The 24,479-nt window shown below is 69.2% G+C and carries 24 protein-coding genes and 1 riboswitch; of the genes, 15 read left to right on the top strand and 9 right to left on the bottom strand.

What is annotated here, in order from left to right:
* Nucleotides 1–134: 134 nt before the first annotated feature.
* The 5 genes from MHN84_RS02760 to MHN84_RS02740 are packed head-to-tail and all read left to right on the top strand — an operon-like array spanning nucleotide 135 to nucleotide 4,328.
* On the top strand, nucleotides 135–2,453 hold the full coding sequence (locus MHN84_RS02760; protein ID WP_241203088.1) for a sensor histidine kinase KdpD: 2,319 nt from the start codon (nucleotides 135–137) through the stop codon (nucleotides 2,451–2,453).
* On the top strand, nucleotides 2,450–2,842 hold the full coding sequence (locus MHN84_RS02755; protein WP_241203087.1) for a roadblock/LC7 domain-containing protein: 393 nt from the start codon (nucleotides 2,450–2,452) through the stop codon (nucleotides 2,840–2,842). Before MHN84_RS02760 ends, MHN84_RS02755 begins: the two co-directional genes overlap by 4 nt.
* Before the next feature lie 7 nt (nucleotides 2,843–2,849).
* On the top strand, nucleotides 2,850–3,206 hold the full coding sequence (locus MHN84_RS02750; protein WP_241203086.1) for a DUF742 domain-containing protein: 357 nt from the start codon (nucleotides 2,850–2,852) through the stop codon (nucleotides 3,204–3,206).
* Nucleotides 3,187–3,771 (top strand): ATP/GTP-binding protein, encoded by a 585-nt coding sequence (locus MHN84_RS02745; RefSeq protein ID WP_241203085.1) that lies wholly within the window; start codon nucleotides 3,187–3,189, stop codon nucleotides 3,769–3,771. The genes MHN84_RS02750 and MHN84_RS02745 overlap by 20 nt, the downstream gene beginning before the upstream one ends.
* A gap of 5 nt (nucleotides 3,772–3,776) precedes the next feature.
* Nucleotides 3,777–4,328 carry a pentapeptide repeat-containing protein gene (locus MHN84_RS02740; protein WP_241203084.1) on the top strand — a complete coding sequence of 184 codons (552 nt, stop codon included), beginning with the start codon at nucleotides 3,777–3,779 and terminating at the stop codon, nucleotides 4,326–4,328.
* Nucleotides 4,329–4,330: 2 nt separating this feature from the next.
* On the opposite strand, the gene MHN84_RS02735 is transcribed toward MHN84_RS02740, so the two are convergent.
* Entirely contained in the window at nucleotides 4,331–4,897 is a 567-nt protein-coding gene (locus tag MHN84_RS02735) for a TetR-like C-terminal domain-containing protein (RefSeq protein ID WP_241203083.1), read from the bottom strand.
* A gap of 100 nt (nucleotides 4,898–4,997) precedes the next feature.
* Nucleotides 4,998–7,565 carry an FHA domain-containing protein gene (locus MHN84_RS02730; RefSeq protein WP_241203082.1) on the bottom strand — a complete coding sequence of 856 codons (2,568 nt, stop codon included), beginning with the start codon at nucleotides 7,563–7,565 and terminating at the stop codon, nucleotides 4,998–5,000.
* A 286-nt stretch (nucleotides 7,566–7,851) separates the two neighbouring features.
* Between MHN84_RS02730 and MHN84_RS02725 the strand changes: the two genes are divergently transcribed.
* Complete coding sequence (locus tag MHN84_RS02725; protein WP_241203081.1) at nucleotides 7,852–8,427, top strand: TetR/AcrR family transcriptional regulator; 576 nt, start codon at nucleotides 7,852–7,854, stop codon at nucleotides 8,425–8,427.
* Here the strand turns inward: MHN84_RS02725 and MHN84_RS02720 are convergent.
* Entirely contained in the window at nucleotides 8,411–9,619 is a 1,209-nt protein-coding gene (locus tag MHN84_RS02720) for an NADH:flavin oxidoreductase (protein WP_241203080.1), read from the bottom strand. The genes MHN84_RS02725 and MHN84_RS02720 overlap by 17 nt on opposite strands.
* 28 nt (nucleotides 9,620–9,647) lie before the next feature.
* On the opposite strand from MHN84_RS02720, the gene MHN84_RS02715 reads away from it, so the two are divergent.
* From MHN84_RS02715 to MHN84_RS02700, 5 genes are all read left to right on the top strand, one after another.
* The gene (locus tag MHN84_RS02715; RefSeq protein WP_241203079.1) at nucleotides 9,648–10,505 is read left to right on the top strand and encodes a bifunctional methylenetetrahydrofolate dehydrogenase/methenyltetrahydrofolate cyclohydrolase; all 858 of its coding nucleotides are present in this window, start codon (nucleotides 9,648–9,650) and stop codon (nucleotides 10,503–10,505) included.
* Nucleotides 10,502–10,786, top strand: a complete 285-nt coding sequence (locus tag MHN84_RS02710) for a DUF3017 domain-containing protein (RefSeq protein ID WP_241203078.1) — start codon at nucleotides 10,502–10,504, stop codon at nucleotides 10,784–10,786. The genes MHN84_RS02715 and MHN84_RS02710 overlap by 4 nt, the downstream gene beginning before the upstream one ends.
* A gap of 185 nt (nucleotides 10,787–10,971) precedes the next feature.
* Nucleotides 10,972–11,100, top strand: a complete 129-nt coding sequence (locus tag MHN84_RS29645) for a hypothetical protein (protein ID WP_255729752.1) — start codon at nucleotides 10,972–10,974, stop codon at nucleotides 11,098–11,100.
* A gap of 100 nt (nucleotides 11,101–11,200) precedes the next feature.
* Nucleotides 11,201–12,331: a ferredoxin reductase gene (locus MHN84_RS02705; protein WP_241203077.1), complete on the top strand. Its 1,131-nt coding sequence runs from the start codon at nucleotides 11,201–11,203 to the stop codon at nucleotides 12,329–12,331.
* Nucleotides 12,332–12,341: 10 nt separating this feature from the next.
* Entirely contained in the window at nucleotides 12,342–13,544 is a 1,203-nt protein-coding gene (locus MHN84_RS02700) for a fatty acid desaturase (protein WP_241203076.1), read from the top strand.
* 4 nt (nucleotides 13,545–13,548) lie between these two features.
* On the opposite strand, the gene MHN84_RS02695 is transcribed toward MHN84_RS02700, so the two are convergent.
* The 4 genes from MHN84_RS02695 to MHN84_RS02680 all read right to left on the bottom strand — a co-directional run bounded on the left by MHN84_RS02695 (nucleotide 13,549) and on the right by MHN84_RS02680 (nucleotide 17,780).
* On the bottom strand, nucleotides 13,549–14,280 hold the full coding sequence (locus tag MHN84_RS02695; RefSeq protein WP_241203075.1) for a class I SAM-dependent methyltransferase: 732 nt from the start codon (nucleotides 14,278–14,280) through the stop codon (nucleotides 13,549–13,551).
* Nucleotides 14,277–15,395, bottom strand: coding sequence for a homoserine O-acetyltransferase (locus MHN84_RS02690; RefSeq protein WP_241203207.1), 1,119 nt, complete (start codon nucleotides 15,393–15,395; stop codon nucleotides 14,277–14,279). Before MHN84_RS02690 ends, MHN84_RS02695 begins: the two co-directional genes overlap by 4 nt.
* 5 nt (nucleotides 15,396–15,400) lie before the next feature.
* The gene (locus MHN84_RS02685) at nucleotides 15,401–16,747 is read right to left on the bottom strand and encodes a bifunctional o-acetylhomoserine/o-acetylserine sulfhydrylase (protein ID WP_241203074.1); all 1,347 of its coding nucleotides are present in this window, start codon (nucleotides 16,745–16,747) and stop codon (nucleotides 15,401–15,403) included.
* A gap of 39 nt (nucleotides 16,748–16,786) precedes the next feature.
* Nucleotides 16,787–16,906: riboswitch (SAM riboswitch) on the bottom strand.
* A 43-nt stretch (nucleotides 16,907–16,949) separates the two neighbouring features.
* Nucleotides 16,950–17,780 (bottom strand): alpha/beta fold hydrolase, encoded by an 831-nt coding sequence (locus MHN84_RS02680; RefSeq protein ID WP_241203073.1) that lies wholly within the window; start codon nucleotides 17,778–17,780, stop codon nucleotides 16,950–16,952.
* A gap of 61 nt (nucleotides 17,781–17,841) precedes the next feature.
* Here MHN84_RS02680 and MHN84_RS02675 point away from each other — a divergent pair, with 61 nt between their 5' ends.
* Complete coding sequence (locus MHN84_RS02675) at nucleotides 17,842–18,654, top strand: exodeoxyribonuclease III (protein ID WP_241203072.1); 813 nt, start codon at nucleotides 17,842–17,844, stop codon at nucleotides 18,652–18,654.
* Between the two features lie 7 nt (nucleotides 18,655–18,661).
* On the opposite strand, the gene MHN84_RS02670 is transcribed toward MHN84_RS02675, so the two are convergent.
* Entirely contained in the window at nucleotides 18,662–19,687 is a 1,026-nt protein-coding gene (locus tag MHN84_RS02670) for a hypothetical protein (protein WP_241203206.1), read from the bottom strand.
* Between the two features lie 88 nt (nucleotides 19,688–19,775).
* Here MHN84_RS02670 and trpS point away from each other — a divergent pair, with 88 nt between their 5' ends.
* Both trpS and yhjD read left to right on the top strand, forming a co-directional pair.
* The gene (gene trpS / locus MHN84_RS02665; RefSeq protein WP_241203071.1) at nucleotides 19,776–20,789 is read left to right on the top strand and encodes a tryptophan--tRNA ligase; all 1,014 of its coding nucleotides are present in this window, start codon (nucleotides 19,776–19,778) and stop codon (nucleotides 20,787–20,789) included.
* A 13-nt stretch (nucleotides 20,790–20,802) separates the two neighbouring features.
* On the top strand, nucleotides 20,803–21,855 hold the full coding sequence (gene yhjD, locus MHN84_RS02660) for an inner membrane protein YhjD (RefSeq protein ID WP_241203070.1): 1,053 nt from the start codon (nucleotides 20,803–20,805) through the stop codon (nucleotides 21,853–21,855).
* Nucleotide 21,856: 1 nt separating this feature from the next.
* On the opposite strand, the gene MHN84_RS02655 is transcribed toward yhjD, so the two are convergent.
* On the bottom strand, nucleotides 21,857–23,074 hold the full coding sequence (locus MHN84_RS02655; RefSeq protein WP_304654303.1) for a D-alanyl-D-alanine carboxypeptidase family protein: 1,218 nt from the start codon (nucleotides 23,072–23,074) through the stop codon (nucleotides 21,857–21,859).
* A 150-nt stretch (nucleotides 23,075–23,224) separates the two neighbouring features.
* Between MHN84_RS02655 and MHN84_RS02650 the strand changes: the two genes are divergently transcribed.
* A complete protein-coding gene (locus tag MHN84_RS02650) occupies nucleotides 23,225–24,367 on the top strand; it encodes a metallophosphoesterase (protein ID WP_241203069.1) in 1,143 nt (380 codons plus the stop codon).
* Nucleotides 24,368–24,479: the final 112 nt, after the last annotated feature.

The following is a 24,479-nucleotide window of genomic DNA, read 5'->3' as shown; positions in this document are numbered from 1 at the left end:
CGGAGCCACCGTCTTTGCTGGTTCTGCACCTGTGCGTCGAACTCTGGCGACCCGATGACCGGGCTGGCATACTCAGCGCATTCGCCAGGCGCTTCACGCCCGCCCGACGAGGGCGCCATCAGCCAGGATGCTTCATGAATCACGCTCGATCCTCGATCAAGCGGCCGCCGCGGTGGGCGCTGTCCAACTGGCCGGTCCGCGTCAAGGTCGTGGCCATCGTGTTGGTGCCGCTGCTGCTGGCCGGCGTGTTCGGCGGGCTGCGCATCCACGCCGCGACCTCGGCCGCTCAGACGTTGCGGCTCGCAGCTGCCCGGGCGGAGATGGTGCCCGCCGTCGCGCAGTACCTGGCCGCTGTGGAAGCGGTGCTGGTGAGCGCGACGGACGGTGGTGACGTGCCCGCGAGCGTCTCCGCGTTCGAGTCCCAGGCCGCCGACCTGCAGCGTCGACTGAGCTCGACCGACGTCGACGACGCGGTGCGCCTGGCGACGAACACGCTGCTCGATTTCGGGCGCGATCTCGTCGGCAAGAGCACGTCGGGCGGCAACGATCTGCGCAGCCGGGTCATGACGTACGCCCCGCTGCTGATCACCGCCGAGACCGCGATCACCGGCTTGGTGGCCGGAGACGACGAGACGGTCCGCACCGCCGGCGAGGCGCTTGCGAGAGCGGTCGGTGCCCGCGGCCAGATGACGATGCAGCAGATGCTCGTCGACCGTGGAGCAGATTTGCCCGAGCCGGAATTGCGCTCGTCGATGATCACGCTGGCCGGTACCGAGCCGTCCACGGTTTCGGCGATGGGCGCCTTCCTCGGTGGCTCCACCGACGCCGCGGCGGCGCTGCGGTCGGAGATGGTCAAGCGGATGTCGCTGCTCTCCGACCCGGCCGTGGTGCTGCCGAACAACCCTGACCTCCTGGCGTCGCAGCGCGTCACCCGCGACATCGCCGACGGGATCATCACCGATACGTCCCGGTCGATCCCGGCGACCGTCTCCGACCAGGCCGCGGCCGCTCGGACCGCCGCGATCCGCGACGCCGCGGTCGTCGGCGCGGTGCTGCTGATCGCACTTCTGTTGGTCACCCTCGTGGCGCGCAGCCTGGTCCGGCCGCTGCGCACCCTGCGCGACAGCGCTTTGAAGGTGGCGCACGAGGACTTGGCCCGGGAGGTCGAGCAGGCCCGCATCGACGGCAAGACGCCCACGGTCGCGCCGCTCTCGGTGCCCACGTCCGAGGAGATCGGCCAGGTCGCCCACGCCGTCGACGAACTGCACGAGCAGGCGGTGGTGCTCGCGGCCGAGCAGGCGCGGCTGCAGATGCAGGTGACCGACATGTTCGAGACGCTGTCGCGGCGCAACCGAACGCTGGTGGACCAGCAGCTCGCCGTGATCGACCAGCTGGAGAACGACGAACAGGACGCGGACCGGCTGCAGAGCCTGTTCCGCCTCGATCATCTCGCGTCGCGGATGCGCCGCAACGGGGCGAACCTGATGGTGCTGGCCGGGGCCCGCATCCCCCGCGAGGACGCCGAGCCCGTCGCTGTCGTGGCGGTCGTCCACGCCGCCGCGTCCGAGGTCGAGGACTATCACCGGATCAGCGCCGAGGGCCTTCCGGACAGCGCAGTGACCGGCGCGGTGGCCGGTGACCTGGTACATCTGCTGGCCGAGCTCCTCGACAACGCGCTGCGGTACTCCCCGCCGACGGCCCCGGTGCAGGTCTCGGCGGCCCGTACCAGCAACGGCGGCCTGGTGCTCGAGGTCGCCGACGCCGGCCTGGGGATGAGCGAATCCGATCTGCGGGTCGCCAACAGCAGATTGCAGTCCGGCGGTGAGGTCAACCCGTACACCGCCCGGCACATGGGGTTGTTCGTGGCGGGCCGGCTGGCCGGCCAGCACGGTCTGGTCGTGCGGTTGCGCAACACCGTCGCGGGTCGGCCGTCGTCGGGCACCACCGCCGGGGTCTACGTGCCGGCCGAGCTGCTGGCAGCACCCCCGGCCCCGCCGCAACCGGCACCCCCGGCACGCCCGGCGCCCGCACCCCCGGCGCCCGCCCCCCGGCCCGTCGTCGCCCCCGCGCAGAACGGCCACACCCGCGCGCGGCACGCCAGGGACGACTCCGACGACGACGCGATCTATCAGACGATGCTCTCCGAGTGGCTCGTCGACCCGCACGAGCTGTCCCACAGCACCGACCTGAACTGGCAGACCGTCTGGGATCACGGCTGGTCGGCGGCGGCCGCCGCCCAGGCTGCACCCGTGCAGGAACGCACCCCCGAGGGTCTGCCCATCCGCCGTCCCGGTGCCCGGCTGGTCCCCGGCGCCGCGCAGCACACCGATGCGGCGGGCGGCGCCCCCCTGGTCCGCGATCCCGACGCGGTGCGCGCCGGCATGGCCAGCCACTTCGGCGGAGTGGCGGCCGGGCGGCGGCACGCCCGCGAGGATCGAGAGGACAGCAGATGAGCGAGTCGCTCGATTGGCTGGTGTCGCGGTTCGCGCGGGAGACACCGGGGGTGTCGCACGCGATCCTCGTCTCGGCCGACGGCCTGCTGACGGCGGCCAGCGAGCACATGCCCGCGGAGCGTGCCGATCAGATGGCTGCGGTTGCCTCCGGGCTGGCCAGCCTGTCGGCCGGCGCCGCGCAGCTGTTCGACGGCGGGTACGTGCTGCAGTCGGTGGTCGAGATGGAGAACGGCTACCTGCTGTTGATGCGGGTGGGTGACGGCTCCAATCTGGCCACGCTGGCCGCGCGCGGCGCCGACATCGGTCAGATCGGTTACGAGATGGCCGTGCTCGTCGAACGTGTGGGCGCCGCAGTCGCCTCGCCACCACGAAATCCGTTGCGCTCATGAGACACCGGTGACCGAAGAGCCGGGACCCCGCCTCGTCCGTCCGTACACGCTGACCGCAGGGCGCACAGACGCGGGCGTCGATCTGCCGTGGGAGGCCCCGGTCGGGCCCGCGCCGACGCCGCCGCCGTGGAACTGGCCGAGTGCCGATGTGCGGGCGCAGATCATGGCGGTGTGTCCGGCCAGGTTGTCGGTCGCCGAGATCGCTGCGCACTTGGGGCTGCCTCTCGGCGTGGCGCGGGTCGTGGTCGGGGATCTGGTGGTGCAGGGTTATGTGACGGTGCACGACACCCTGTCCGCGACGACGACCACCGACGAGCGGCGGGACCTGATCGGAAGGACGCTGCGTGGCCTCCGAGCGCTTTAGGCCAGGGCATGCCAGGGCCGCTTCGACGAAGATCGTCGTGTCCGGTGGCTTCGGCGCGGGCAAGACCACGTTCGTCGGCGCGGTGTCGGAGATCGTGCCGCTGCGCACGGAAGCGCTGCTGACAGACGCCTCCGCAGGCGTCGACGAACTCGCCGGGTTGCCCGACAAGACCACGACGACGGTGGCGATGGATTTCGGCCGCATCAGCCTCAGCGACGATCTTGTGCTGTACCTGTTCGGCACTCCCGGACAGCGCCGCTTCTGGTTCATGTGGGACGACTTGATCCAGGGCGCCATCGGGGCGATCATCCTCGTCGATGTCCGCCGTCTGGAGGACAGCTTCGCCGCGGTCGACTTCTTCGAGGCCCGCGATCTACCGTTCCTGGTGGCGGTCAACGAGTTCGACGGTGCGCCGCGCCATCCACCGGCCGCGGTGCGGACCGCGTTGGCCCTGCCCGATCACGTCCCTTTGATCACCGTCGACGCGCGGGATCGCGAATCGACGAAATCGGCGCTGATCGCGGTCACCGAGTACGCGCTGAGCCGGTTGACCCCGGCCGGCTGACCGCGATGGACGATCAGACCGACCGTGAGTTCACCGACGCCGATTTCCGCGACGAGGATCTGAGCCGGTTACGCACGGAGCGGGTGGTTTTCGACGCCTGCGACTTCTCCGGCGTCGACCTGTCGGAATCCGAGCATGTCGGGAGCGCCTTTCGGAACTGCACCTTCCGGCGTACCTCGTTGTGGCACAGTGCCTTTCGGCACTGCAGCTTCCTCGGCTCGACGTTCGTCGAATGCCGGCTGCGGCCGGTGACGATCGTCGAGTGTGATTTCACGCTCGCCGTCCTCGGGGGAGCGGACCTACGCAAGATCGATCTGTCGGAGTGCCGCTTGCGTGAGGTCAGCCTCGTCGGCACCGATTTGCGCGAGGCGGTGCTGGCGCGTGCGGACCTGACCGGGGCCCGGGTTCAGGGCGCTCGCCTCGACGACGCGGATCTGCGAGGGGCGCGCGCGGACCCGACGTTCTGGACGACGGCCACGCTGCGCGGCGCCAAGATCGACATCGAGCAAGCACTCGCGTTCGCTGCCGCGCACGGTCTCGACATCCACGGCGGCTGAGGTCAACTCGCGGTGCTGACCGCGCGCGTCACCAGGTCGGCGACTGCGCGGCAATAGTCGTGTTCGACCCGCGCGCTGGTGTACAGCGCGCAGGTCTGCAGCGGCGAAACGAGCAGTTGCAGCACGGTGATGGGCCGAACCTCGGGACGGAATTCGCCGCGCTGGGTGGCGCGCTCGACGATGGTTTCCATCATCTGGAGGTGCCGGCGCCACAGCAGCAGCCTGGCCTCGTCGTCCACGGTGTGGGACTTGCTGTCGATGACGAGCATCCGCGCGATGCGGCGGCCGACGGGATCGTTCAGGTAGGCGCTCACCGATTCCGCGAGCGCACCCAGATCGTCGGCGAGGCTGCCGGTGTCCGGTGTGCCGATCGTGACCGACGTGGAGCTCAGCAGTGCGTCGACGATCAGATCCTGCGGGCGGTGCCATGAGCGGCGGATCAGATCGGCGTCGAGTTCGGATCGTTGGGCGACGCCCTCGATGCTGAAGCGGTCCACACCCCACTGCTGCAACTCCGCCAATGCCGCATCCAGTGCCACGGCACGCAACGCCGCATCGCTGTCGCTCACGTGATGAATCCCCCCTTGCAGAACCCCGCTCATCCTATTGCGTGTGCAAGGGCCCTCCGTGCAGAGAATTCGTCGTCACGACTCCTCGCTGCGCTCGTCGTCACGCGGCCTTCAGCCGGATCTTCCACCTCACGAACCCGACGTACACCACGCTGATCGCCACGAGCATCCCCACGTCGAACAGCCAGGCGCCCGAGGTGTGCTTCCAGTGATCGTCCTGCGGAGTCAGCGGTCCGGGCACCAGCCGGATCAGGTCGATCGTCGATGCCGACGCGGCGAAACCCCAGCGCGCCGGGGTGGCCCACGACATCTGGTCGAGCACGATCCGGTCGGTCACCGGGATCATGCCGCCGGAGAACACCAGCTGGCTCATGATCGCGACGACCAGCAGCGGCATGATCTGTTCGGCCGAGCGCGCCAGCGCCGACAGGGCGAGGCCGACCATGGCCGCGGCGACCGTGGTGAGCGCGATGTCGACGAACAGTTCGAGGCTGCGATTCCCGATCACCGCACCGGAGTCGACGGCACCGGGCCCCCAGCCCTTACCGATGATCGCGATCGCTGTCACGATCGCCGACTGCACGATCGCGAACGCGGTGAACACCACCATCTTGGCCAGCAGATACGCCGACGTCGAGAGTCCCACCGCCTGCTCGCGCCGGAAGATCGCACGTTCTCCGATGAGCGCACGGATCGTCAGCGCGGTCCCCATGAAGATCGCACCGACATTGAGCATCACCAGGATCTGGCCGGGTTCGTTGGGGGCTTCCCCGCCCTGCACCGCCGTCACCGGCACGCCGAACCCGACATCGCCGGGGACTGACAGGGACAGCACACCCATGATGAACGGCAGCAGCATCAGGAACGCGAAATAGCCGCGGTCCGAGACCACCAGCCGGATCTGTCGGCGCGCGATCGTGGACAGCTGCCTGCGCAAGCTGGTGCGTGTGGGGTTGCCGAGCTCCGACGGTGTCAGCGCCGGCGGCTGCGGCGGTGGGGGACCGTGCTGGTCGAGATAGCGCTGAGCAGCTGCATCCGGATCACCGGCGACGGCGGAGAAGATGTCGGCCCAGTTGGTGGTCCCCATCGAGGGCCCGATCTGGCTGGGCGGTCCGTAGAACGCGGTCTTACCGCCGGGCGCCAGCAGCAGCACCTGATCGCAGACGTCGAGATAGGTCAGGGAGTGCGTGACGACCAGCACGACGCGTCCCGCGTCGGCGAGCTGGCGCAGCATCGTCATCACCTGCCGGTCCAGCGCAGGGTCCAGACCCGACGTCGGTTCGTCGAGGATCAGCAGTGACGGGCCGGTCAGTAGTTCCAGCGCCACCGAGGCACGTTTGCGCTGGCCGCCGGAGAGTTTGTCGACGCGGGTGTCGAGGTGCTTGGTCATCTCGAGTTCCTCGAGCACCTCGTTGACGACCTGTTCCCGGTCGGCCTTCGTGGTGTCGGGCGGCAGCCGCAATTCCGCGGCGTACATCAGGGCCTGCCGCACGGTCAGCTGGCCGTGGACGACGTCGTCCTGCGGCACCATCCCGATCCGGGAGCGCAGCGAGGCGTACTCGGCGTGGACGTCATGACCTTCGAACGACACCTGCCCCGTCGTCGGGTGGGTGTAGCCCGCCACCAGACGGGCGAAGGTGGACTTGCCCGCACCCGACGGGCCGATCACCGCGGTCAGCGTGCCCGGCCGGGCGGAGATCGAGATGTTGTCGAGCAGCGTCTTGTTGTTCTCGATCGTCCACGTCACCCCGTGCACGTCCAGACCGCCGGTCGCCGTCGCGGCCGCTGTCTCGGTGCGCCGGACCAGCGTGCCGTCCCGGAAGACCAGGTCGACGTTGCCGATCGTGACGGTGTCGCCGTCGGCCAGCAGCTGCGTCTCGATCCGTGAGCCGTTGACGAACGTGCCGTTGATGCTGCGGTTGTCGCGGATCTCGGTGCCGGCCGGCGTCGTGACCAGGGTGGCGTGGTGCCGGGAGGCCAGTACGTCGGGGATGACGATGTCGTTGTCGCTGGCGCGGCCGATCTTCACTGAGCCCGGCGGCACCTCCGGCGCACGCCCGGGCCGCAGGATCTTGAGCATGCTGGTCGCGAGGTTGCCGTCGCCGCTCGAGCGGGGGGCAGCGGCGGGTCCCATCACGGTGGCCGTCGACTCCATCGCCGGCGACGAGATCGGTGGCTGCTGGACGGGGCGCGACGGCGGCGGCGGGTAGCCGGTGCGCGGTCCGGCGGTGGGGTAGGAGCGCGCGGCGGGCGGCCGCGTGGGGGCGCCCGGATGGCTGACCGGCTGGCTCGGCCACTGACCGCTCGGGCGGCTCGGCACCGGGACCGCGGTGGTGGGTGTCGTGCCCGCCGAGCCCTGGTGCCTGCCCACCTCGAACGTCAGCAACGGGCCGTCGGGATTGCCGATGTGCAGCTGGGCACCGTCGGTGATGTCGACGACCGGCACCCGGCGGCTGTTGACGAACATCCCGTTGAGCGAGCCGTTGTCGATCGCGAGCCAGCGGCCCTGGTCGAAACGCAACACGAGGTGCGCACGGGAGATCAACGGGTGGGCGATCCGCACGTCGGCGCGCAGGTCCCGGCCGACGACGACGTCGTTGCCGGCGGCGAAGGTGCGGGTGGACCCGTCGTAGCGCACCGTCAGCGCAGGGGGTGCGGATCGGGTCACAGAACCGCTCCGGCGGCGACAGTAGACATCGCGCGCAACTCTATCGGTAGGCCCCGCTCATCGCCGGTCCGCCTGCGACTCTGTGGGAGAGATGTGGGCGTTCTGTGTCCTGCCCGTGATCTCGCCGTTCCCTGCCGCTGTGGCGACACGCCCATCTCGGGCAGCATGAAATGCACTGCGGCTGCCGGGAATAGCGCAGGGTCAGTATCGTCATGCGGGATCATCGGGAATCCGTCGCACGCGCGCATCGCATTTTAGAGGTAAACCTCTACTTTAGGGTGGAGCAATGCCGCGGCCCGCCCGATACACCGTCGACGTCCTCCTCGACGCAGCGGCGGACCTGTTGGCCTCCGACGGTCCCGGTGCGGTCACCATGTCGGCGGTCGCGCGCAGCACCGGCGCGCCGAGTGGCTCGGTCTACCACAGGTTCCCGACGCGCGCCGCGCTGTGCGGGGAACTGTGGGTGCGCACCGAGGAGCGACTCCTGGATGCGCTGTCCGAGGTGCTCGACGGTGACAGTGACAGCGACGGGGATCCGGCGCACCGCGGCGTGGCCGGCGCGCTCGGCGTGCTCGGCTGGTGCCGAGCTCATCCGATCGAGGCGCACGTGCTGCTGACGGGCCCCGCTCAACTCGGGCTCGAGGACTGGCCCGACCACCTCGTCGGGCGCCGGAAACGCTTGCAGCGCAGGCTCAAGAAGGTGCTCGGCGAAATCCCCGGGGACACCGCGCGGGTCAGCGCGGCGGTGATCGACGTGCCGTACGCGATCGTGCGGCGTCACCTGGGTGCGCGTCAGGCGATTCCCGCGGCTGCCGAAGCGATCGTCGAGGACTGCGCGCGAGCGCTCACCGCCCCGAACTGACCGGCGACGGCGAACCCGTCACGACGCAGTGCGTGTGGCGGTAGATCGTCGCCATGCACTGGTTGCAGTGCGTGCACAGTGATCTGACGGCGGTGCCGTCGGCCCGGATCCGGTTGATCAGATCCGGCTCGGCGAGCAGGGCCCGCCCCATCGCGACGAAGTCGAAGCCCTCGGCCATCGCCAGGTCCATGGTCTCGCGGTTGGTGATGCCGCCCAGCAGGATCAGCGGCATCGAGAGCTCGGCACGGAACAGCCGGGCGTCGCGCAACAGATACGCCTCGCGGTAGGGATATTCGCGGAAGAACTTGTTGCCCGTCATCCGGATGCCCCACCGCAGAGGTGGCTTGAAGGCGCCCGCGAACTGCTTGACGGGTGCCTCGCCGCGGAACAGGTACATCGGGTTGACCAGGGAGCTGCCTGCGGTGAGCTCGATGGCGTCCAGCCCGCCGTCCTCCTCGAGCCACTTCGCGGTCTGCAGCGCCTCCTCGGTCGAGATCCCGCCCCGAACACCGTCGCTCATGTTCAGCTTGGCGGTCACCGCGATCGGCGTGCCCGCCTTCTCGACGGCACGGCGGACGGCGAGCACGGTGCCGCGGGCCACCTTGGCGCGGTTGGCCAGCGAGCCGCCGAACTCGTCGTCGCGCCGGTTGATCAGCGGTGACAGGAACGAGCTGGCGAAGTAGTTGTGGCCCAGATGCACTTCGACGGCGTCGAAGCCCGCGTCGATGGCCATCCGCGCCGCCTGGGCGTGCGCCTCGGTGATGTCGGTGATGTCGTCCCGGGTCGCCCGCTTCGCGAAGCGCATCGACAGCGGATTGAAGAAGCGCACCGGGGCGTAGGCCGTCGTCCCGTTCGACTTCGAGTTCGCCACCGGGCCGGCGTGGCCGATCTGCGCGCTGATCTTCGCGCCTTCGGCGTGCACGGCATCGGTGAGCTTGCGCAGTCCGGCCATCGCGTCGGGCCGCCAGTAGATCTGGTTGCCCTCGGTGCGTCCGCCCGGGGCGACCGCCAGGTAGGCGACGGTGGTCATGCCGACCCCGCCGGCGGCGGGCAGTCGGTGATAGGTGATCAGGTCCTCGGTGACCAGAGCGTTCGGCGTCGCGGCCTCGAACGTCGCTGCCTTGATCACGCGGTTGCGCAACGTGATGGGACCCAGCGCGGCTGGAGTGAACACATCGGGGACAGTTGTCATGTCTAGAGAGCCTGTCACAATGATCGCCGTGGGTGCGATCACTTTGGACGGTAAGGCCACGCGCGACGAGATCTTCGTCGACCTCACGGCGCGCGTGGCGCGGCTCGTGGAGGCCGGTCACACCCCGGGCCTGGGTACCGTTCTCGTCGGGGACGACCCCGGATCGCAGGCCTACGTGCGGGGCAAGCACGCCGACTGCGCGAAGGTGGGCATCACGTCGATCCGCCGGGACCTGCCCGCCGACATCAGCCAGGCCGACCTGATCGCCACGCTCGACGAGCTCAACGCCAACCCCGAGTGCACCGGGTACATCGTGCAGCTGCCGCTGCCGCGGCATCTCGACGAGAACGCGGCGCTGGAGCGGATCGACCCCGACAAGGACGCCGACGGGCTGCACCCGATGAGCCTCGGCAAGCTCGTGCTCAATGAACCCGCCGCGCTGCCCTGCACGCCGCGGGGCATCGTGCACCTGCTGCGGCGCTACGAGGTGGAGATCGCCGGTGCGCACGTCGTCGTGATCGGCCGCGGTGTCACGGTCGGACGTCCGCTCGGCCTGCTGCTCACCAGGCGTTCGGAGAACGCGACGGTGACGCTGTGCCACACCGCGACCCGCCACCTGCCGCAGATCACCCGTGAAGCCGACATCATCGTCGCCGCCGCGGGGGTGCCGCACATGGTGACCGCGGAGATGGTGCGGCCCGGCGCAGCGGTCGTCGACGTCGGGGTCAGCCGCGACGAGGCCGGCAAGCTCGTCGGCGACGTGCATCCCGGTGTCTGGGACGTGGCCGGGCACGTGTCGCCCAATCCCGGTGGCGTCGGTCCGCTCACGCGGGCGTTTCTACTCACCAACGTCGTCGAGCGCGCCGAGGCTGCCGCCGCGTCGTGAGGGCAACCCGCAGGCTGTTCACCGGACAGTGGCCGATCTTGGCCGTGGGGCTGTCCCTGTTGGCGGCGTTCGTGCTGGTGGCGATGGGTTACTGGCGCCGGGGCGCGCTCGTGATGGCGATCGGCGTGGGGATGGCCTCGGCGTTGCGTTTGACCCTGCCCGAGGATCGCGTGGGGCTGCTCGCGGTGCGCAGCCGCACGGTCGACGTCGCCACCACCGCCGCGGTCAGCGCGGCGATGCTCTACATCGCGTGGACGATCGACCCGCTGGGCACCAGCTGAGCGCCGGTCTTTGCTGAGCCGGCGGGTCCATTTGCGACGGCCGACCGCCTCGCCGGACTGTCTCGGCTGCGGACGCGCGCGACGGCGTCGGCACCCGTGCGCGCACTGTCCGGCCATCCCGTGTCGACCAGGATGCTAGAGCACGCCCGGTTCATGTCGGGGGCGGCGCGCCACCGCACGATGGGATGACGGTGGTCCCGATCGGCAGCGCAGGCGGGCCGGCGGCGCGGTTCCCGCAGCCGGCTCAGACGCCGCGTGCCCGCCCGACGATGCAGGCCACGTGGGGTTTCGGCGACGCGCTGCCCAACCGGTGAACAGATGTTTCGTTACCGGCAGGTAGGGATACTCCGGAGGCGTCCTCTCCGCTGTGACTGCAGTCACAGCGAGTACTGCGAAGCGCATCAGGGGTGAGCCATGGCCAGTGTGGTCAAGACGGTGGCGCGGTGGTCGAAGAAGCCGGCGCGCGACGTCGAAGCGCCGAGCGGGGGGTGGGTGAACATGGTGCGGGGGCTCGCGGCCCGCGCCACCACGCCGCTTCTCCCCGACGACTATCTGTCTTTGCTCAATCCACTGTGGTCGGCCCGTGAGCTGCGGGGCGAGATCGTCGAGGTCCGCCGGGAGACCGACGACACGGCCACCGTGGTGATCCGCCCGGGCTGGGGCTTCGCCCGCGACTACCAACCCGGCCATTACGTCGGCATCGGGTTGCGCGTCGACGGGAAGTGGCACTGGCGGTCGTACTCACTGACATCGGTGCCCGAGCCGGATCGCGACGAGATCTCGATCACCGTGAAGGCCACCCCGGAAGGTTTCCTGTCCACCCACCTCGTCGACGGGGTCGAACCCGGCACGATCATTCGCCTGGCCGCACCGCAGGGCGAGTTCACGCTGCCCGACCCGCCGCCGGAATCGCTGCTGTTCATCACCGCCGGCAGTGGCATCACGCCGATCATGGCGATGCTGCGCTCGCTGCGCGCCCGCGGCCAGGAGCCAGACATCGTGCACATCCACTCCGCCCCGTCGGCCGAGTCGGTGATCTTCCACGACGAGCTGCGCGAACTGGAGAGCCGGCAGCGCGGCTACCGCCTCCATCTGCAGCTCACTCAGGAAGACGGCAAAGTCGAGCTCACCGAGCTCGACCAGATCGTCTCGGATTGGCAGAAGCGCTCCGCGTGGGTGTGCGGCCCGTCGGCGATGCTCGACGCGGCCGAGCAGGTGTGGGAAGAACACGGCCTCGCCGATCAGCTGCACATGGAGCGGTTCACGATCGCGGCTACCGACAAGGGCGGCGAAGGCGGGACCGTACACTTCGGGATCTCCGACAAGTCCGCCGAGATCGATGGCGCCACAACCATTTTGCAGGCCGGCGAGGACGCCGGTATCCAAATGCCGTTCGGTTGCCGGATGGGTATCTGCCAGACCTGTGTGCTCCCGCTCGAAGAGGGGCACGTCCGGGACATCCGTTCCGGGCAGGAACACGGTGCGGGCGACCGCATCCAGACATGTGTGTCCACCGCCTCCGGTGACTGCACCATCAAGATCTGAGGAGACTTCCATGGCGATCACCGACATCAAGGTCTACGCACATCTCACCGAGGAGGACGTCGAGAACCTCGCTGCCGAGCTCGATCAGCTTCGCGCCGACATCGAGGAGTCCCGGGGAGAACGCGACGCGCGCTACGTGCGTCGCACCATCCAACTGCAGCGCGCGCTGGCGGCCGGTGGGCGGATCGCGTTGTTCGCGAGCAGCAGCCGGATCGCAAGGGTGGCCGGCACCGCGATGTTGGCCTCGGCCAAGATCATCGAGAACATGGAGTTGGGCCACAACGTCATCCACGGCCAGTGGGATTGGATGAACGACCCCGAGATCCACTCCACCGAGTGGGAGTGGGACACCACGTGCCCGTCGTCGCAGTGGAAGTACTCGCACAACTTCGTCCACCACAAGTACACCAACGTCGTCGGTCTGGACAGCGACGTCGGCTACGGCATCATGCGGGTGACCCGTGACGAACCGTGGGAACGGTGGATGATCGGCAACCCGATCTACAACCTGCTGCTCGGCACGTTCTTCGAATGGGGGGTGGCGGCACACCACATCGAGGTCGACAAGATCCGCAAGAAGGAGAAGACCTGGGCCGAGGCGCGCAAGGACATGCGGGTCATGGGCCGCAAGATCGCCAAACAGGTGGGCAAGGACTACATCATCTTCCCGGCGCTGACCGGGACCAACTGGAAGCACACCCTGAAGTGCAACGCGGTGGCGAACTTCATCCGTAACTACTGGGCCTACATGGTGATCTTCTGCGGCCACTTCCCGGACGGCGCAGAGAAATTCACCGTCGAGGAGTTCGAGAACGAGACCCGCGGCGAATGGTATCTGCGACAGATGTTGGGGTCGGCCAACTTCCACGCCGGTCCGATCATGGCGTTCATGAGCGGCAACCTGTGCTATCAGATCGAGCACCACCTGTTCCCGGACCTGCCGAGCAACCGCTACGCCGAGATGAGCGTCCGCATCCGAGAGCTCTGCGAGAAGTACGACCTGCCCTACACCACCGGGCCGCTGCTGCGGCAGTACTGGCAGTCGTTCTGGACCATCCTGAAGCTCGCGCTGCCGGACAAGTACTTGAAGGCCCCCAGCGATGACGCCCCGGAGACGGCGTCGGAGCGGCGCTTCGGGCGGGTCGAGCCCACCCCGGGGACGCCGAAGCGCGGGCTGCGCACCGCGCTTCGGGAGCGCACCAGGGCGGCGTGAGGCCTCAGGATAGGGTGGCGCGCACGCACACCGTCACATACGGCAGCGCGAGGCCGGTGGAGTTCGCCAGTGCGGGGTGGGTGGCGAGCAGGTCGCGCACCCGGTCCAGGGTGCGGGTGCGCACCTGTTCGGGCGAGGTGATGCAGTAGCTGCGGGAGGCCACCAGGTCGATCAGCGCTTGCGGTGTCAGATAACTGGTCCACTCGACCTGGTGCCGTGACACGTCGGTGAACGGGTCGGGCAGCGCGACGGTCTGGCTGAACGGATCGACCTCGTGGCCGATGATCTGGCCGAGATCCTTGACCCAGCCCAGCCTTTCGTCGCGGTTGTTCCAGACCAGGCCCAGTCGGCCGCCGGGCCGGAGCACCCGTGCGACCTCCTCGATCGCCTGCGCCGGGTCGAACCAGTGCCATGCCTGGGCGACGAGCACGGCGTCGACGCTGTTGTCCGGCAGGGGGATCTCCTCGGCTGTCCCGAGCAGGGCGGGGGTGTCGGGCAGTGAGGTGCGCAGCAGCTCGAGCATCTCCGGGATCGGGTCGACGGCGACGACGTCGAGGCCGCGTTCGACCAGCCGGGTGGTCAACTTGCCGGTGCCCGCGCCGAGATCGAGCACGGTGTGGGCGTTTTCGGGAAGCAGCCATTCGATGGCCTCCGGCGGATACGAGGGGCGGCCCCGCTCGTAGGCGGCGGCTTCGGCGCCGAAGGACAGCGACCGTTGCGGTGCTGAACCGCTCACCGGCCGGCCAACTCCAGGGTGCGCCGGATCAGCTTTCCCACCGCGTCGGTCTCCACCAGGAACCCGTCGTGCCCGAAGTCCGAATCGACCACGTCGAGTCCGTCGCAGCCCGGCAGCAGATCCGCCAATTCCTGTTGCAGCCGAAGGGGATACAGCCGGTCGGAAGTGATACCGCCCACCACGGTGGGCACCGGGCATCCCCTCAGCGCGGCAGCCACGCCTCCGCGGCCACGACCGATGTCATGGCTGGACAGCGCGTCGGTCAACGCCACGTAGGTGCCGGCATCGAAGCGCGACACCAGCTTTCGGCCCTGGTACTCCAGGTAGCTCTGCACCGAGTAGCGGCCGCCCGCGGTGGGGTCTTCCCCCGGCTGTGCGGTATTGCCGAATCGCTCGTCGAGTTCGGCTTCGCCGCGATAGGTCAGGTGGGCGAACCGGCGGGCGATCTCCATCCCGGTGTCGGGGGAGTGGCCGGTGTCGTGGTAATCGCCGTTGCACCAGTGGGGATCTGAGGTGATCGCGGCGACCTGCGTGCTCTGCGTCCCGATCTGGTCGGCGGTGGCGCGTGCTCCGACCGCGAGCACCAGCGCCGCGCGGACGTTGTCCGGGTGGGAGACGATCCATTCCAGCGCCCGGGCGCCACCCATGGAGCCGCCGATCACGGCGGCCACCTCGGTGATGCCGAGTCGTTCGAGGACCGCGACGTCGGCGGCGACCTGGTCGCGCACCGTCGTCGCCGGGAACCTCGAACCCCAGGCTTTGCCGTCGGGCGCGATGCTGCTCGGTCCTGTCGAGCCGCGGCAGCCGCCCAGCACGTTCGTCGAGATCGCGCACCAGCGGTCGGTGTCGATCGGGGCGCCCGGGCCGGCCACTCCGTCCCACCACCCCGGAGTCGGGTGGTCGGGTCCGGCGGGCCCGGTGATGTGCGAATCGCCGGTCAGGGCGTGCAGCACCACCACGACGTTGTCGCGCTCAGGTGACAGCTCACCCCAGCGCTGCACCGCGATCGACACGTCGTCGAGCACGGCGCCGGATTCCAGCGTGAGCGATCCGATGTCGACGATGCCGATCTCGCCTTCGGGCGGCAGCGCCACGCGATCGTTCACCACGTCCATGACGGTCACGGTTGCACCTCGAGCAGTTGCGCATCGGCGGTTCCACCGGCGCGCTGCGCCGCGGCGAAGCCCTGCTCGAGATCGGCCAGGATGTCGTCGATGCCCTCGATCCCCACCGCCAGGCGCACCAGTCCCGGGGTGACGCCGGTGGCGAGCTGCTCCTCGGCCGAGAGCTGCTGGTGGGTGGTCGAGGCGGGATGGATCACCAGTGAGCGCACGTCACCGATGTTGGCGACGTGGCTGTGCAGTGTCAGCGCGTCGACGAACGCCTTGCCCGCGGGCACCCCGCCGGCCAGCTCGAAGGCGAGGACCGCGCCGGTTCCCCTGGGCGCCAGCTTCTTTCCCGTCTCGTACCACGGCGAGCTCGGTAGGCCGGCGTAATTGACCGAGATCACGCCCTCGTGACCGGCCAGGTACTCGGCCACCCGATGGGCGTTGGCGACGTGGCGCTCCATGCGCAGGCTTAATGTTTCCAGGCCTTGGGCGACCAGGAACGCGTTGAACGGCGATGCGGCAGAACCCAAGTCGCGCAGCAGCTGGACGCGGGCTTTCAGCGCGAACGCGGGCGCGCCGAGTTCGGCGAACACCACGCCGTGATAGCTCGGGTCGGGTTCGGTGAATCCGGGGAAGCGCCCGTTGGTCCAGTCGAAGGTGCCGCCGTCGACGATCACGCCGGCGATCGCGGTGCCGTGCCCACCGAGGTACTTCGTCGCCGAATGCACGACGATGTCGGCCCCGTGGCTGATCGGCTGGATCAGATACGGTGTGGCGATCGTGTTGTCCACGATCAGCGGTACCCCGGCGTCGTGCGCCACCGCGGCGACGGTCGGGATGTCGAGGACGTCGATCTGCGGATTCGAGATCGTCTCGGCGAAGAACGCTTTCGTGTTGGGACGCACCGCCGCCCGCCACGACTCGGGGTCGTCGGGATTGTCGACGAAGCTGACCTCGATGCCCAGTTTGGGCAGGGAGTAGTGGAAGAGGTTGTAGGTGCCGCCGTAAAGCCGTGGGCTGGACACGATGTGGTCGCCGTGCTGGGCGATGTTGAGGATCGCGAACGTCTCGGCGGCCTGCCCGGAGGACACGAACAGTGCCGCGACGCCGCCCTCGAGTGCGGCGATGCGCTGCTCGACGACGTCCTGGGTGGGGTTCATGATGCGGGTGTAGATGTTGCCCGGTTCGGCGAGCCCGAACAGCGCTGCGGCGTGGTCGGTGTCGCGGAACGCGTAACTGGTGGTCTGGTAGATCGGCAGTGCCCGGGCGCCCGTGGCGGTATCCGGTGCCTGGCCGGCGTGCACCTGCTTGGTCTCGAAGGCCCAGTTGGCGGTGGGATCGGGGTTGTCGAGGCTCATCGACGTCTCCTCCATGAACGGGGGGCCCGTTTCACGGCGGACCCGCGCTTGCCTTATAGCCGTTGTCGGCTACTCAACCTGGTCGTCTCCCGGGGCACCCCACCGCGGTTGGAGGGTTGCCGGCCAGCAAGCCGGGGCTTGACGCTGGCACTCATGACCGCCACGAAGAATAACGCACCCGGCGGATCGGGTGCCACCGGGTTCAGCTGATGGCGCGCTGCGGGCCCGTCTGTTCGTCGAGGAACTCCCGGATCACCTCGGCGATGCGCTGGGGTGCCTCGAACATCGGGATGTGGCCCACGCCGTCGAGTGTGGTGAACCGCGTCGACTCGGGCAGGTGCTTGCGGAAGTGGGCGGTGAACCGCGGGTGGGGCAGTACCCGGTCCTTCTCGCACACCACCAGATAGGTGGGTGTCGAGGTGTCGGCGAGTTCCATCAACCCCGGCATCAGCAGGGCTTTGACCAGGAGCTGGTAGTAGGCCGGGCAGTGTCGGACGTCGTCGATGATCTCGAGGATGTCGTCGTCGGTGATGCCGTCGGGGCGGGCGCTGACCGGCACGCTGGTGAGGAACCTCGCGCCGGGCACGCGGGCTGCCCGCGCTCCGAGCAACTTGGCCACCACCCAGACGGGCATCCCCATCACGAACTTGAACACGATCTCGTATTTGGCCGGCGTCCACCGGTGCCAGCCGCCGGCCGGGGCGATACCGACCAGGGAGCGCGCCCGGTTGCGGCGTTCCAGCTCGAAGGCCACCCAGCCTCCGAGGGAGTTGCCGACGATGTGGGCGGTGTCCCAGCCGAGGCGGTCGAGGTGGCGCTCGACGTCGTCGGCGAGGGTGCCGCTGTCGAGCAGCCAGGAGCGGTTGGGGCTGCCGCCGTGGTGGCCCGCCATCGTCGGCGCGTACACCTCGTAGCGGCCGGTGTCGGCGAGCGCCGGCGCGACGTCCTTCCACACATTGTTCGACATCATGAAGGGGTGCAACAGCAACACCGGCTCTCCGGAGCCGAGGTGGATCGGCGCGCGTGGGCTCATAGCGCCCGACCCTAAGGTGATACCGGCGGTACCGCAAGAATGCCCGCTAGGGTCGACGGCCGTGACGAGCTCCCTCACGATCAGCACCGTCAACGTCAACGGCGTCCGCGCAGCGATCAAGCAGCGTTCGGAGGACAACCGCGGCCTGCTGGCCTGGTTCGCGCAGACCACCGCGGACGTGGTGTGCCTGCAGGAGACCCGCGCCGATGACGAGCAGGTGGCCGAGGCGCTGGCGCCGGTGCTCGCCGACGGCTGGCACCTGGCCTCTGCCGGGCCCCACGTCAAGGGCCGCAACGGGGTCGCGGTGGTGTCCCGCACGCCCCACGATGATGTCCGGATCGGTTGTGGCGCAGTGGAATTCGCCGCGCATGGTCGCTACCTCGAGGTGGACACCGGTGGTGTCACGGTGGGCAGCGTGTACTTCCCGACCGGGGAGGCCGACACCGAACGGCAGCGGGAGAAGGAGCGCTTCATGGCCGCGGTGGCCGAGCGGATGGCAATTCTGCGCGCCGACGGCCGTGACGCGGTGCTCTGCGGTGACTGGAACATCGCCCACACCGAGAACGACATCAAGAATTGGAAGGGCAACGTCAAGAAGGCCGGCTTCCTGCCCGAGGAGCGGCAGTGGCTGACCGACCTGCTGGCCAACGGATGGGTGGACGTGGTGCGGGTGGCGCATCCGGAGCAACCTGGGCCCTATGCGTGGTGGTCCTGGCGCGGCAAGGCCTTCGACAACGACGCCGGCTGGCGCATCGACTACCAGCTGGCCACGGCGGGGTTGGCGGCGCGGGTGGCCGCGGTGCGCACGGAACGCCCCGCTGCGTATGCGCTGCGCTGGTCCGATCACTGCCCGGTGACGGTCACCTACGCGTGATTTCGGCTCAGCAGCCGACGCGGGTGGGGGTCGCTAACGCGCCATCGGCGTCGTTGATGGCTCCGCGCACCACGTCGAACACCCGCGGGTCCCACGTCAGCCCCGTCTCCCACGGCAACCCGACCGAATCGGAGACGAAGATGCTGTGGGTGTCGTCGAAGGACACGCAGCGGCGGTGGGGCAGTACGCGGTCGCTGACGTCGGTGGCCAGCGCGCTGCGGGTGGCGACGATCCCGTCGTTGGGCCACACCATCGGGTTGACCGGAGCCGGGTGGGTGAAGCGAGTGCCACCGATCAGGACGACGGGGATCCGGTCCAGCACGCCTGCCTGGTACTCGTTCCACCCGCGTGGACCCATCAGGTAGCCCTGGTTGACCTCGCGCCCCGAACCGGTCTGCAGCCGCGTCACCTCGGCGGCCATCGCCAGGGACGCCTTCTCGCAGTAGGCGTCGCCCGCGCAGTCCGACAACGGGGTGATGCCGTTGGCGTAGTCGGACAGAAACGATCCCTCCCACGGTGTGCCCAGCGTGGTCAGCGAGCGGATGCGGATCGGCGAGCCGAGGCTCTGCAGCACCCGGAACGCCGCCCGCGAATAGAGCCCGCCCATCGAGTGGCCGACGACGTCGACGACGTCGACACCGCGCGTGTCGTGCAGGTAGGAGAGGAAGCGGGCGAGGTGTTCGCCCGCCAGATCGATCGACGCCGTGGAATCGACGGTCATGATGTCGGGCAGGGTGATCGGGCAATCTCCGAACGCGCCGAAACCGCCCTGGTCGGTGACGGGTCCGCGGCCCGCCATGGCCGGCGACGTGTACACGGTGTGACCCGCGGCGAGCAGGTTCTCCCGCAGTGCGGTGTCGGTGTTGCCGGCGGCCAGACCGGACCGGCATGCGTCGTCTCCGGTGGTGAACGGGCTGACCGCGTCACCGCCGGAGACGATGACGACGGCGCGACCGGGTGCGGCGTGCGCGGGGCCGGCACCCATGAACGTCGCGATGACGAGCAGGACAAGGACTGACGCCGATCGCCGCATGCGAACCCCCTCGGTTGCGCGCATGCTACCCAGGACCGGTCGACCGCCGGACGAAACCGCGACGGCGCGTGAAAAACTGGACCTCACCATGAGCACTTCAGCCAAGCCCGTCGTCTTCTCGGGCGCGCAACCGACGTCGGACTCTCTGCATCTGGGCAACGCGCTCGGCGCGGTCGCCCAGTGGGTCGGTCTGCAGGACGGTCACGACGCCTACTTCTGCGTCGTGGATCTGCACGCGATCACGCTGGCCCAGGACCCCGCGACGTTGCGCCGGCGCACACTGGCCACCGCCGCGCAGTACCTGGCCCTGGGCGTCGACCCGGCCCGCGCCACCGTGTTCGTCCAGAGCCATGTGCCCGAGCACAGCGAATTGGCTTGGGTGCTGGGCTGTTTCACCGGTTTCGGGCAGGCGTCACGGATGACCCAGTTCAAGGACAAGTCCGCCAAGCACGGCGCGGACGCGCAGACCGTCGGCCTGTTCACCTATCCGATCCTGATGGCCGCCGACGTGCTGCTCTACGACACCGAGCTGGTTCCGGTCGGCGAGGATCAGCGCCAGCACCTCGAGCTGGCCCGCGATGTCGCGCAGCGTTTCAACACGCGCTTCCCCGACACGTTCGTCGTTCCCGAGCCGATGATCCCCACGGCGACCGCGAAGATCTACGACCTGGCGGAGCCGACCGCCAAGATGAGCAAGTCCGCGGCCACCGATGCCGGGCTGATCAGCCTGCTCGACGACCCGGCGCGGACGGCCAAGAAGATCCGGTCCGCGGTCACCGACAGCGAGCGCGAGATCCGTTTCGATCGCGACGCCAAGCCGGGAGTCTCGAATCTGCTGACCATCCAGTCGGCGGTGACGGGCACCTCGATCGACACCTTGGTGGCGGGCTACGCCGGCCGCGGCTACGGCGATCTGAAGAAGGAGACGGCCGACGCCGTCGTCGAGTTCGTCACCCCCATCAAGGCGCGGGTCGACGAGTACCTCGCCGACCCTGCGGAACTGGAGAACGTGCTGGCCGCCGGCGCGCAGCGGGCGCGTGAAGTGTCTGGCAAGACGGTGGCCCGGGTATATGACAGGTTGGGGTTCCTCGCACCGCGATAACGGGAGGCTGACGATGACGGCGCCGGACGGCTCGGGATCCCCGGACGAAGCGCAGAACGAGCCCGGGTTCCTGGACCGGCTACGGGCGCGAATGCCGTGGTTCGACCACGTGATGCGGGCCCAGCAGCGTTACAACGACAGCAAAGGCGACTTCTACGCCGCCGGCATCACCTACTTCACGATCTTCGCGCTGTTCCCGTTGCTGATGGTCGGGTTCGCGATCGGCGGGTTCGTGCTCGCCTACCAGCCACAGCTGCTCGACCAGCTCAAGGCCAAGATCGCCACGGCCGTCAGCGGAGACCTCGGCCAGCAGGTCGTGCAGTTGATGGACTCGGCGATCGAGTCCCGGGGCACCGTCGGCGTCATCGGGCTCGCGACCGCCGCGTGGGCGGGCCTGGGCTGGATGGCCAACCTGCGCGAGGCGCTCAGCCAGATGTGGGGTCTCTACCGCGAGGAGCAGCCGGGTTTTCTCAAGACCAAGCTCTCCGACCTGCTGGCGTTGCTGTCGACGTTCGCCGCGATCGTGGTGACGGTGGCGCTGTCGGCGCTGGGCAGTTCCTCGCTGATGGGCAACGTGCTGGACTGGCTGGGTCTTGCCGATTCGACCCTGGCCAGTGTGCTGCTGCGGGTCGCCGCGATCGCGGTGTCGATCGGGGTGTCGTGGTTGCTGTTCACGTGGATGATCTCTCGGCTGCCGCGGGAGTCGGCGAGTTTCCGCAGCAGCGTGCGCGCGGGTCTGCTGGCCGCGGTCGCGTTCGAGGTGTTCAAGCTGGTGGCATCGATCTATCTGAAGTCAGTGTTGACGGGGCCGGCGGGCGCTACGTTCGGCCCCGTCCTCGGGTTGATGGTGTTCGCCTACATCACCGCGCGGTTGATCCTGTTCGCCACGGCGTGGGCGGCGACGATGCCGGAGAACGCGGTGGAGGCGCCCATCCCGGCACCGGGTCCGGCCGTCATCCGCAACCGCATCGTCACCCGGCCCGGGCTCGCGCCGTGGCAGGCGGCGGGTGCCGCGGCGGTCGGCGCGCTGGGTGCGTTCGGATTCGCGCGGCGGCGTAGACGCTAGCTCAGTGCTGGGGTCTGCGATTGAGCGCGCGGGCCCCCATGATCAGGCTGAACACGATCACCGCGCCGACGACTCCGACGCCGACGCGCACCGGCATGGCGTCCACCTCGGGTAGTGCCGCGCTGGCCTTGGTGGTCGCGGCGGCTGCGGCGGCGGGATCGGCCTCGGGGGTTCGCAGTGACGGATCCGGTTCGACGAGTGTGCCGACCTTGGTGCCGGGCGCGGTGGCGTAGCCGTAGTCGAGCAGGTGCGCGGCCTGCTCCCAGGGGGCGATGGGCTGCCGGGTACCCCGCATCAGCACCGCCACCAGACGTCGGCCGCCGTGGTCTGCGGCGCCGACGAAGGTCTGCCCGGCATCGTCGGTGTAGCCGGTCTTGCCGCCGAGCGCGCCGGGATAATTCGCCAGCAGCTTGTTGTCGTTCTCGATCGGGTAACCGCCGTCGCCGCGTCCGGGAAACGGAAACTCCTGCGTGTGAACGATGTTCGAGAAGACGGGGTTGTTCCACGCGTACCGGTAGAACAACCCGACGTCGTAGGCCGACGTGCTCATACCCGGTCCGTCCAGCCCGGACGGGGTCGCCACCCGCGTGTCCCGGGCACCGAGTTTGTTGGCCAGCGCGTTGAGTTTGGTCAGCGTGGCGTCCATACCGCCCAGCTGCATCGCCAGCGCGTGCGCGGCGTCGTTGCCCGAATGCATCAGCAGGCCGTGCAGCAGGTCGTTGATGGAGTAGAAGCCGCCTTCGCCGACACCGACTCGGGTGCCTTCGGCGTTCGCGTCCTCCTGCGTGCCCGGCACCACCTTGTGCAGAGGCAGGTCGCGGATGGCCTGCATCGCGACGAGCACCTTGATGATGCTCGCCGGTCGGTGGCGGCCGTGCGGGTCGCGCGCGGCGATCACGTCGCCGGAGTCGAGGTCGGCCACCAGCCACGCCTCGGCGGAGACATCGCCCGGAACCGGGGGAGTGCCCGGTGCGGTGATCACGCCGCATCCGGAGAGCGCGTCGCCGCCCATGGGCTTGGCGGGTACGGGCAGCGGCGCCGGCGGATCGCCCGACTCAGGGACCTCGGACGCGTCGACGGCGGGCGGGGTCGCCTCCCGGTAGGGGCAGGTGTTCGCCTCAGGGGCGGGCGGCTGGGCCGCAGCGACCGGCGCCAGTGCCAGCATCGCCGTCGTGAGCAGCGCAGACACCCGCAGCGGGAACGTCGTGAAGGTCGCCATCGGGGTTGAAGATTAGGCGATCACGACATCCCGATCGGTGAGCCACGCGGTGACGGATGTGATGAGAGTTTCGCAAGTGACTGACCATGACGACCTTCGGCGAGGCTCACCTAGGCTGGCTGGACCGCCCGAGCCGCCAGAAAGAGATCCATGTTCCTTGTCGTTCTCGGCTCGTCCCTCGGGCTGATGAGCCTTTATGTCTGGTTTCGCACCGTGCGGTCCACGACCCGGCCGGGTCGGATGCGCCGGATCCTGACCGCCCTGCTGCTGGTCCTGTCCGCGCTGCTGGTGGCGGCGCTGGTGACCCGGCGCGATCCCGCCGGCTCGGGCTGGCTCGCCTGGCCCGGTTATCTGTGGTTCGGCCTCCTGGTCTACCTCGTGCTGGCGCTGCTGGTCCTCGAACCGGCGCATCTTGCGGGGCGGCTCGCCCGGCGTCGCCGCCCGGCCGATGACCCACCGGACCATCATCGGCGGCTTTTCCTGGCCCGGGCGGGCGCGGTCGCCGCAGGCGCGGCGGCGGTCGGCGTGACCGGCGTCGGTGTCGCGACCGCACTCCGTCCGCCCGACGTGCTGCGTGTCCCGGTGCGGCTGCCCCGGCTGGCCCGTGAGTTCGACGGCTATCGCATCGCGGTGGTGTCCGACATCCACCTCGGGCCTCTGCTGGGTCGCCGGCACACCGAACGGATCGTGCGGATGATCAACGAGACCGAACCCGATCTGGTCGCCGTGGTCGGCGACCTGGTGGACGGCACGGTCGCTCAACTCGGGTCCGCGGCGGCACCGTTGGCCGACCTCGTGGCCCGCGACGGTGCGTTCTTCGTGACCGGCAACCACGAGTACTTCGTCGACGACACCGGCGAGTGGCTGACCGAACTGGACCGGCTCGGTCTTCAGGTGCTGCGTAACGAGAACACCAGAATCCGGCGGGGCGCAGCGGCGTTCGATCTGGCCGGGGTCAACGATCTGGCCGGACGGTCGGTGCAGGAGCCGCCCGACTTCGACGCGGCGCTGCGCGGTGTCGACGCCGCGACGCCGACGATCCTGCTGGCGCACCAGCCGGTCCAGGTGGCCGAGGCGGCGCAGCGCAACGTCGATCTGCAACTGTCCGGCCACACGCACGGAGGACAGATGTGGCCGTTCCACTACGCGGTCGAATTGGCTCAGCCGTCGCTCGCGGGCCTGTCCACCGTGGACGGCACACAGCTCTACGTCTCGCGGGGCGCGGGCTTCTGGGGGCCGCCGGTGCGTGTCGGTGCACCACCGGACATCAGCGTGCTCACATTGGGCCGGTGAGCGTGTTTAGGTGCCCTCGCGGGCGGATACTTTCTCATCAACTTCACGGCTAACACTGAGCGAAGCGCTCAGGTGGGCCGAGCACGCTGAGGAAACCAGGCAATTCAGCGGA

The sequence above is a fragment of the Mycobacterium sp. PSTR-4-N genome, from assembly GCF_022348085.1.
GTDB lineage: Bacteria > Actinomycetota > Actinomycetes > Mycobacteriales > Mycobacteriaceae > Mycobacterium.
This window is presented reverse-complemented; position numbering and strand designations above follow the sequence as displayed.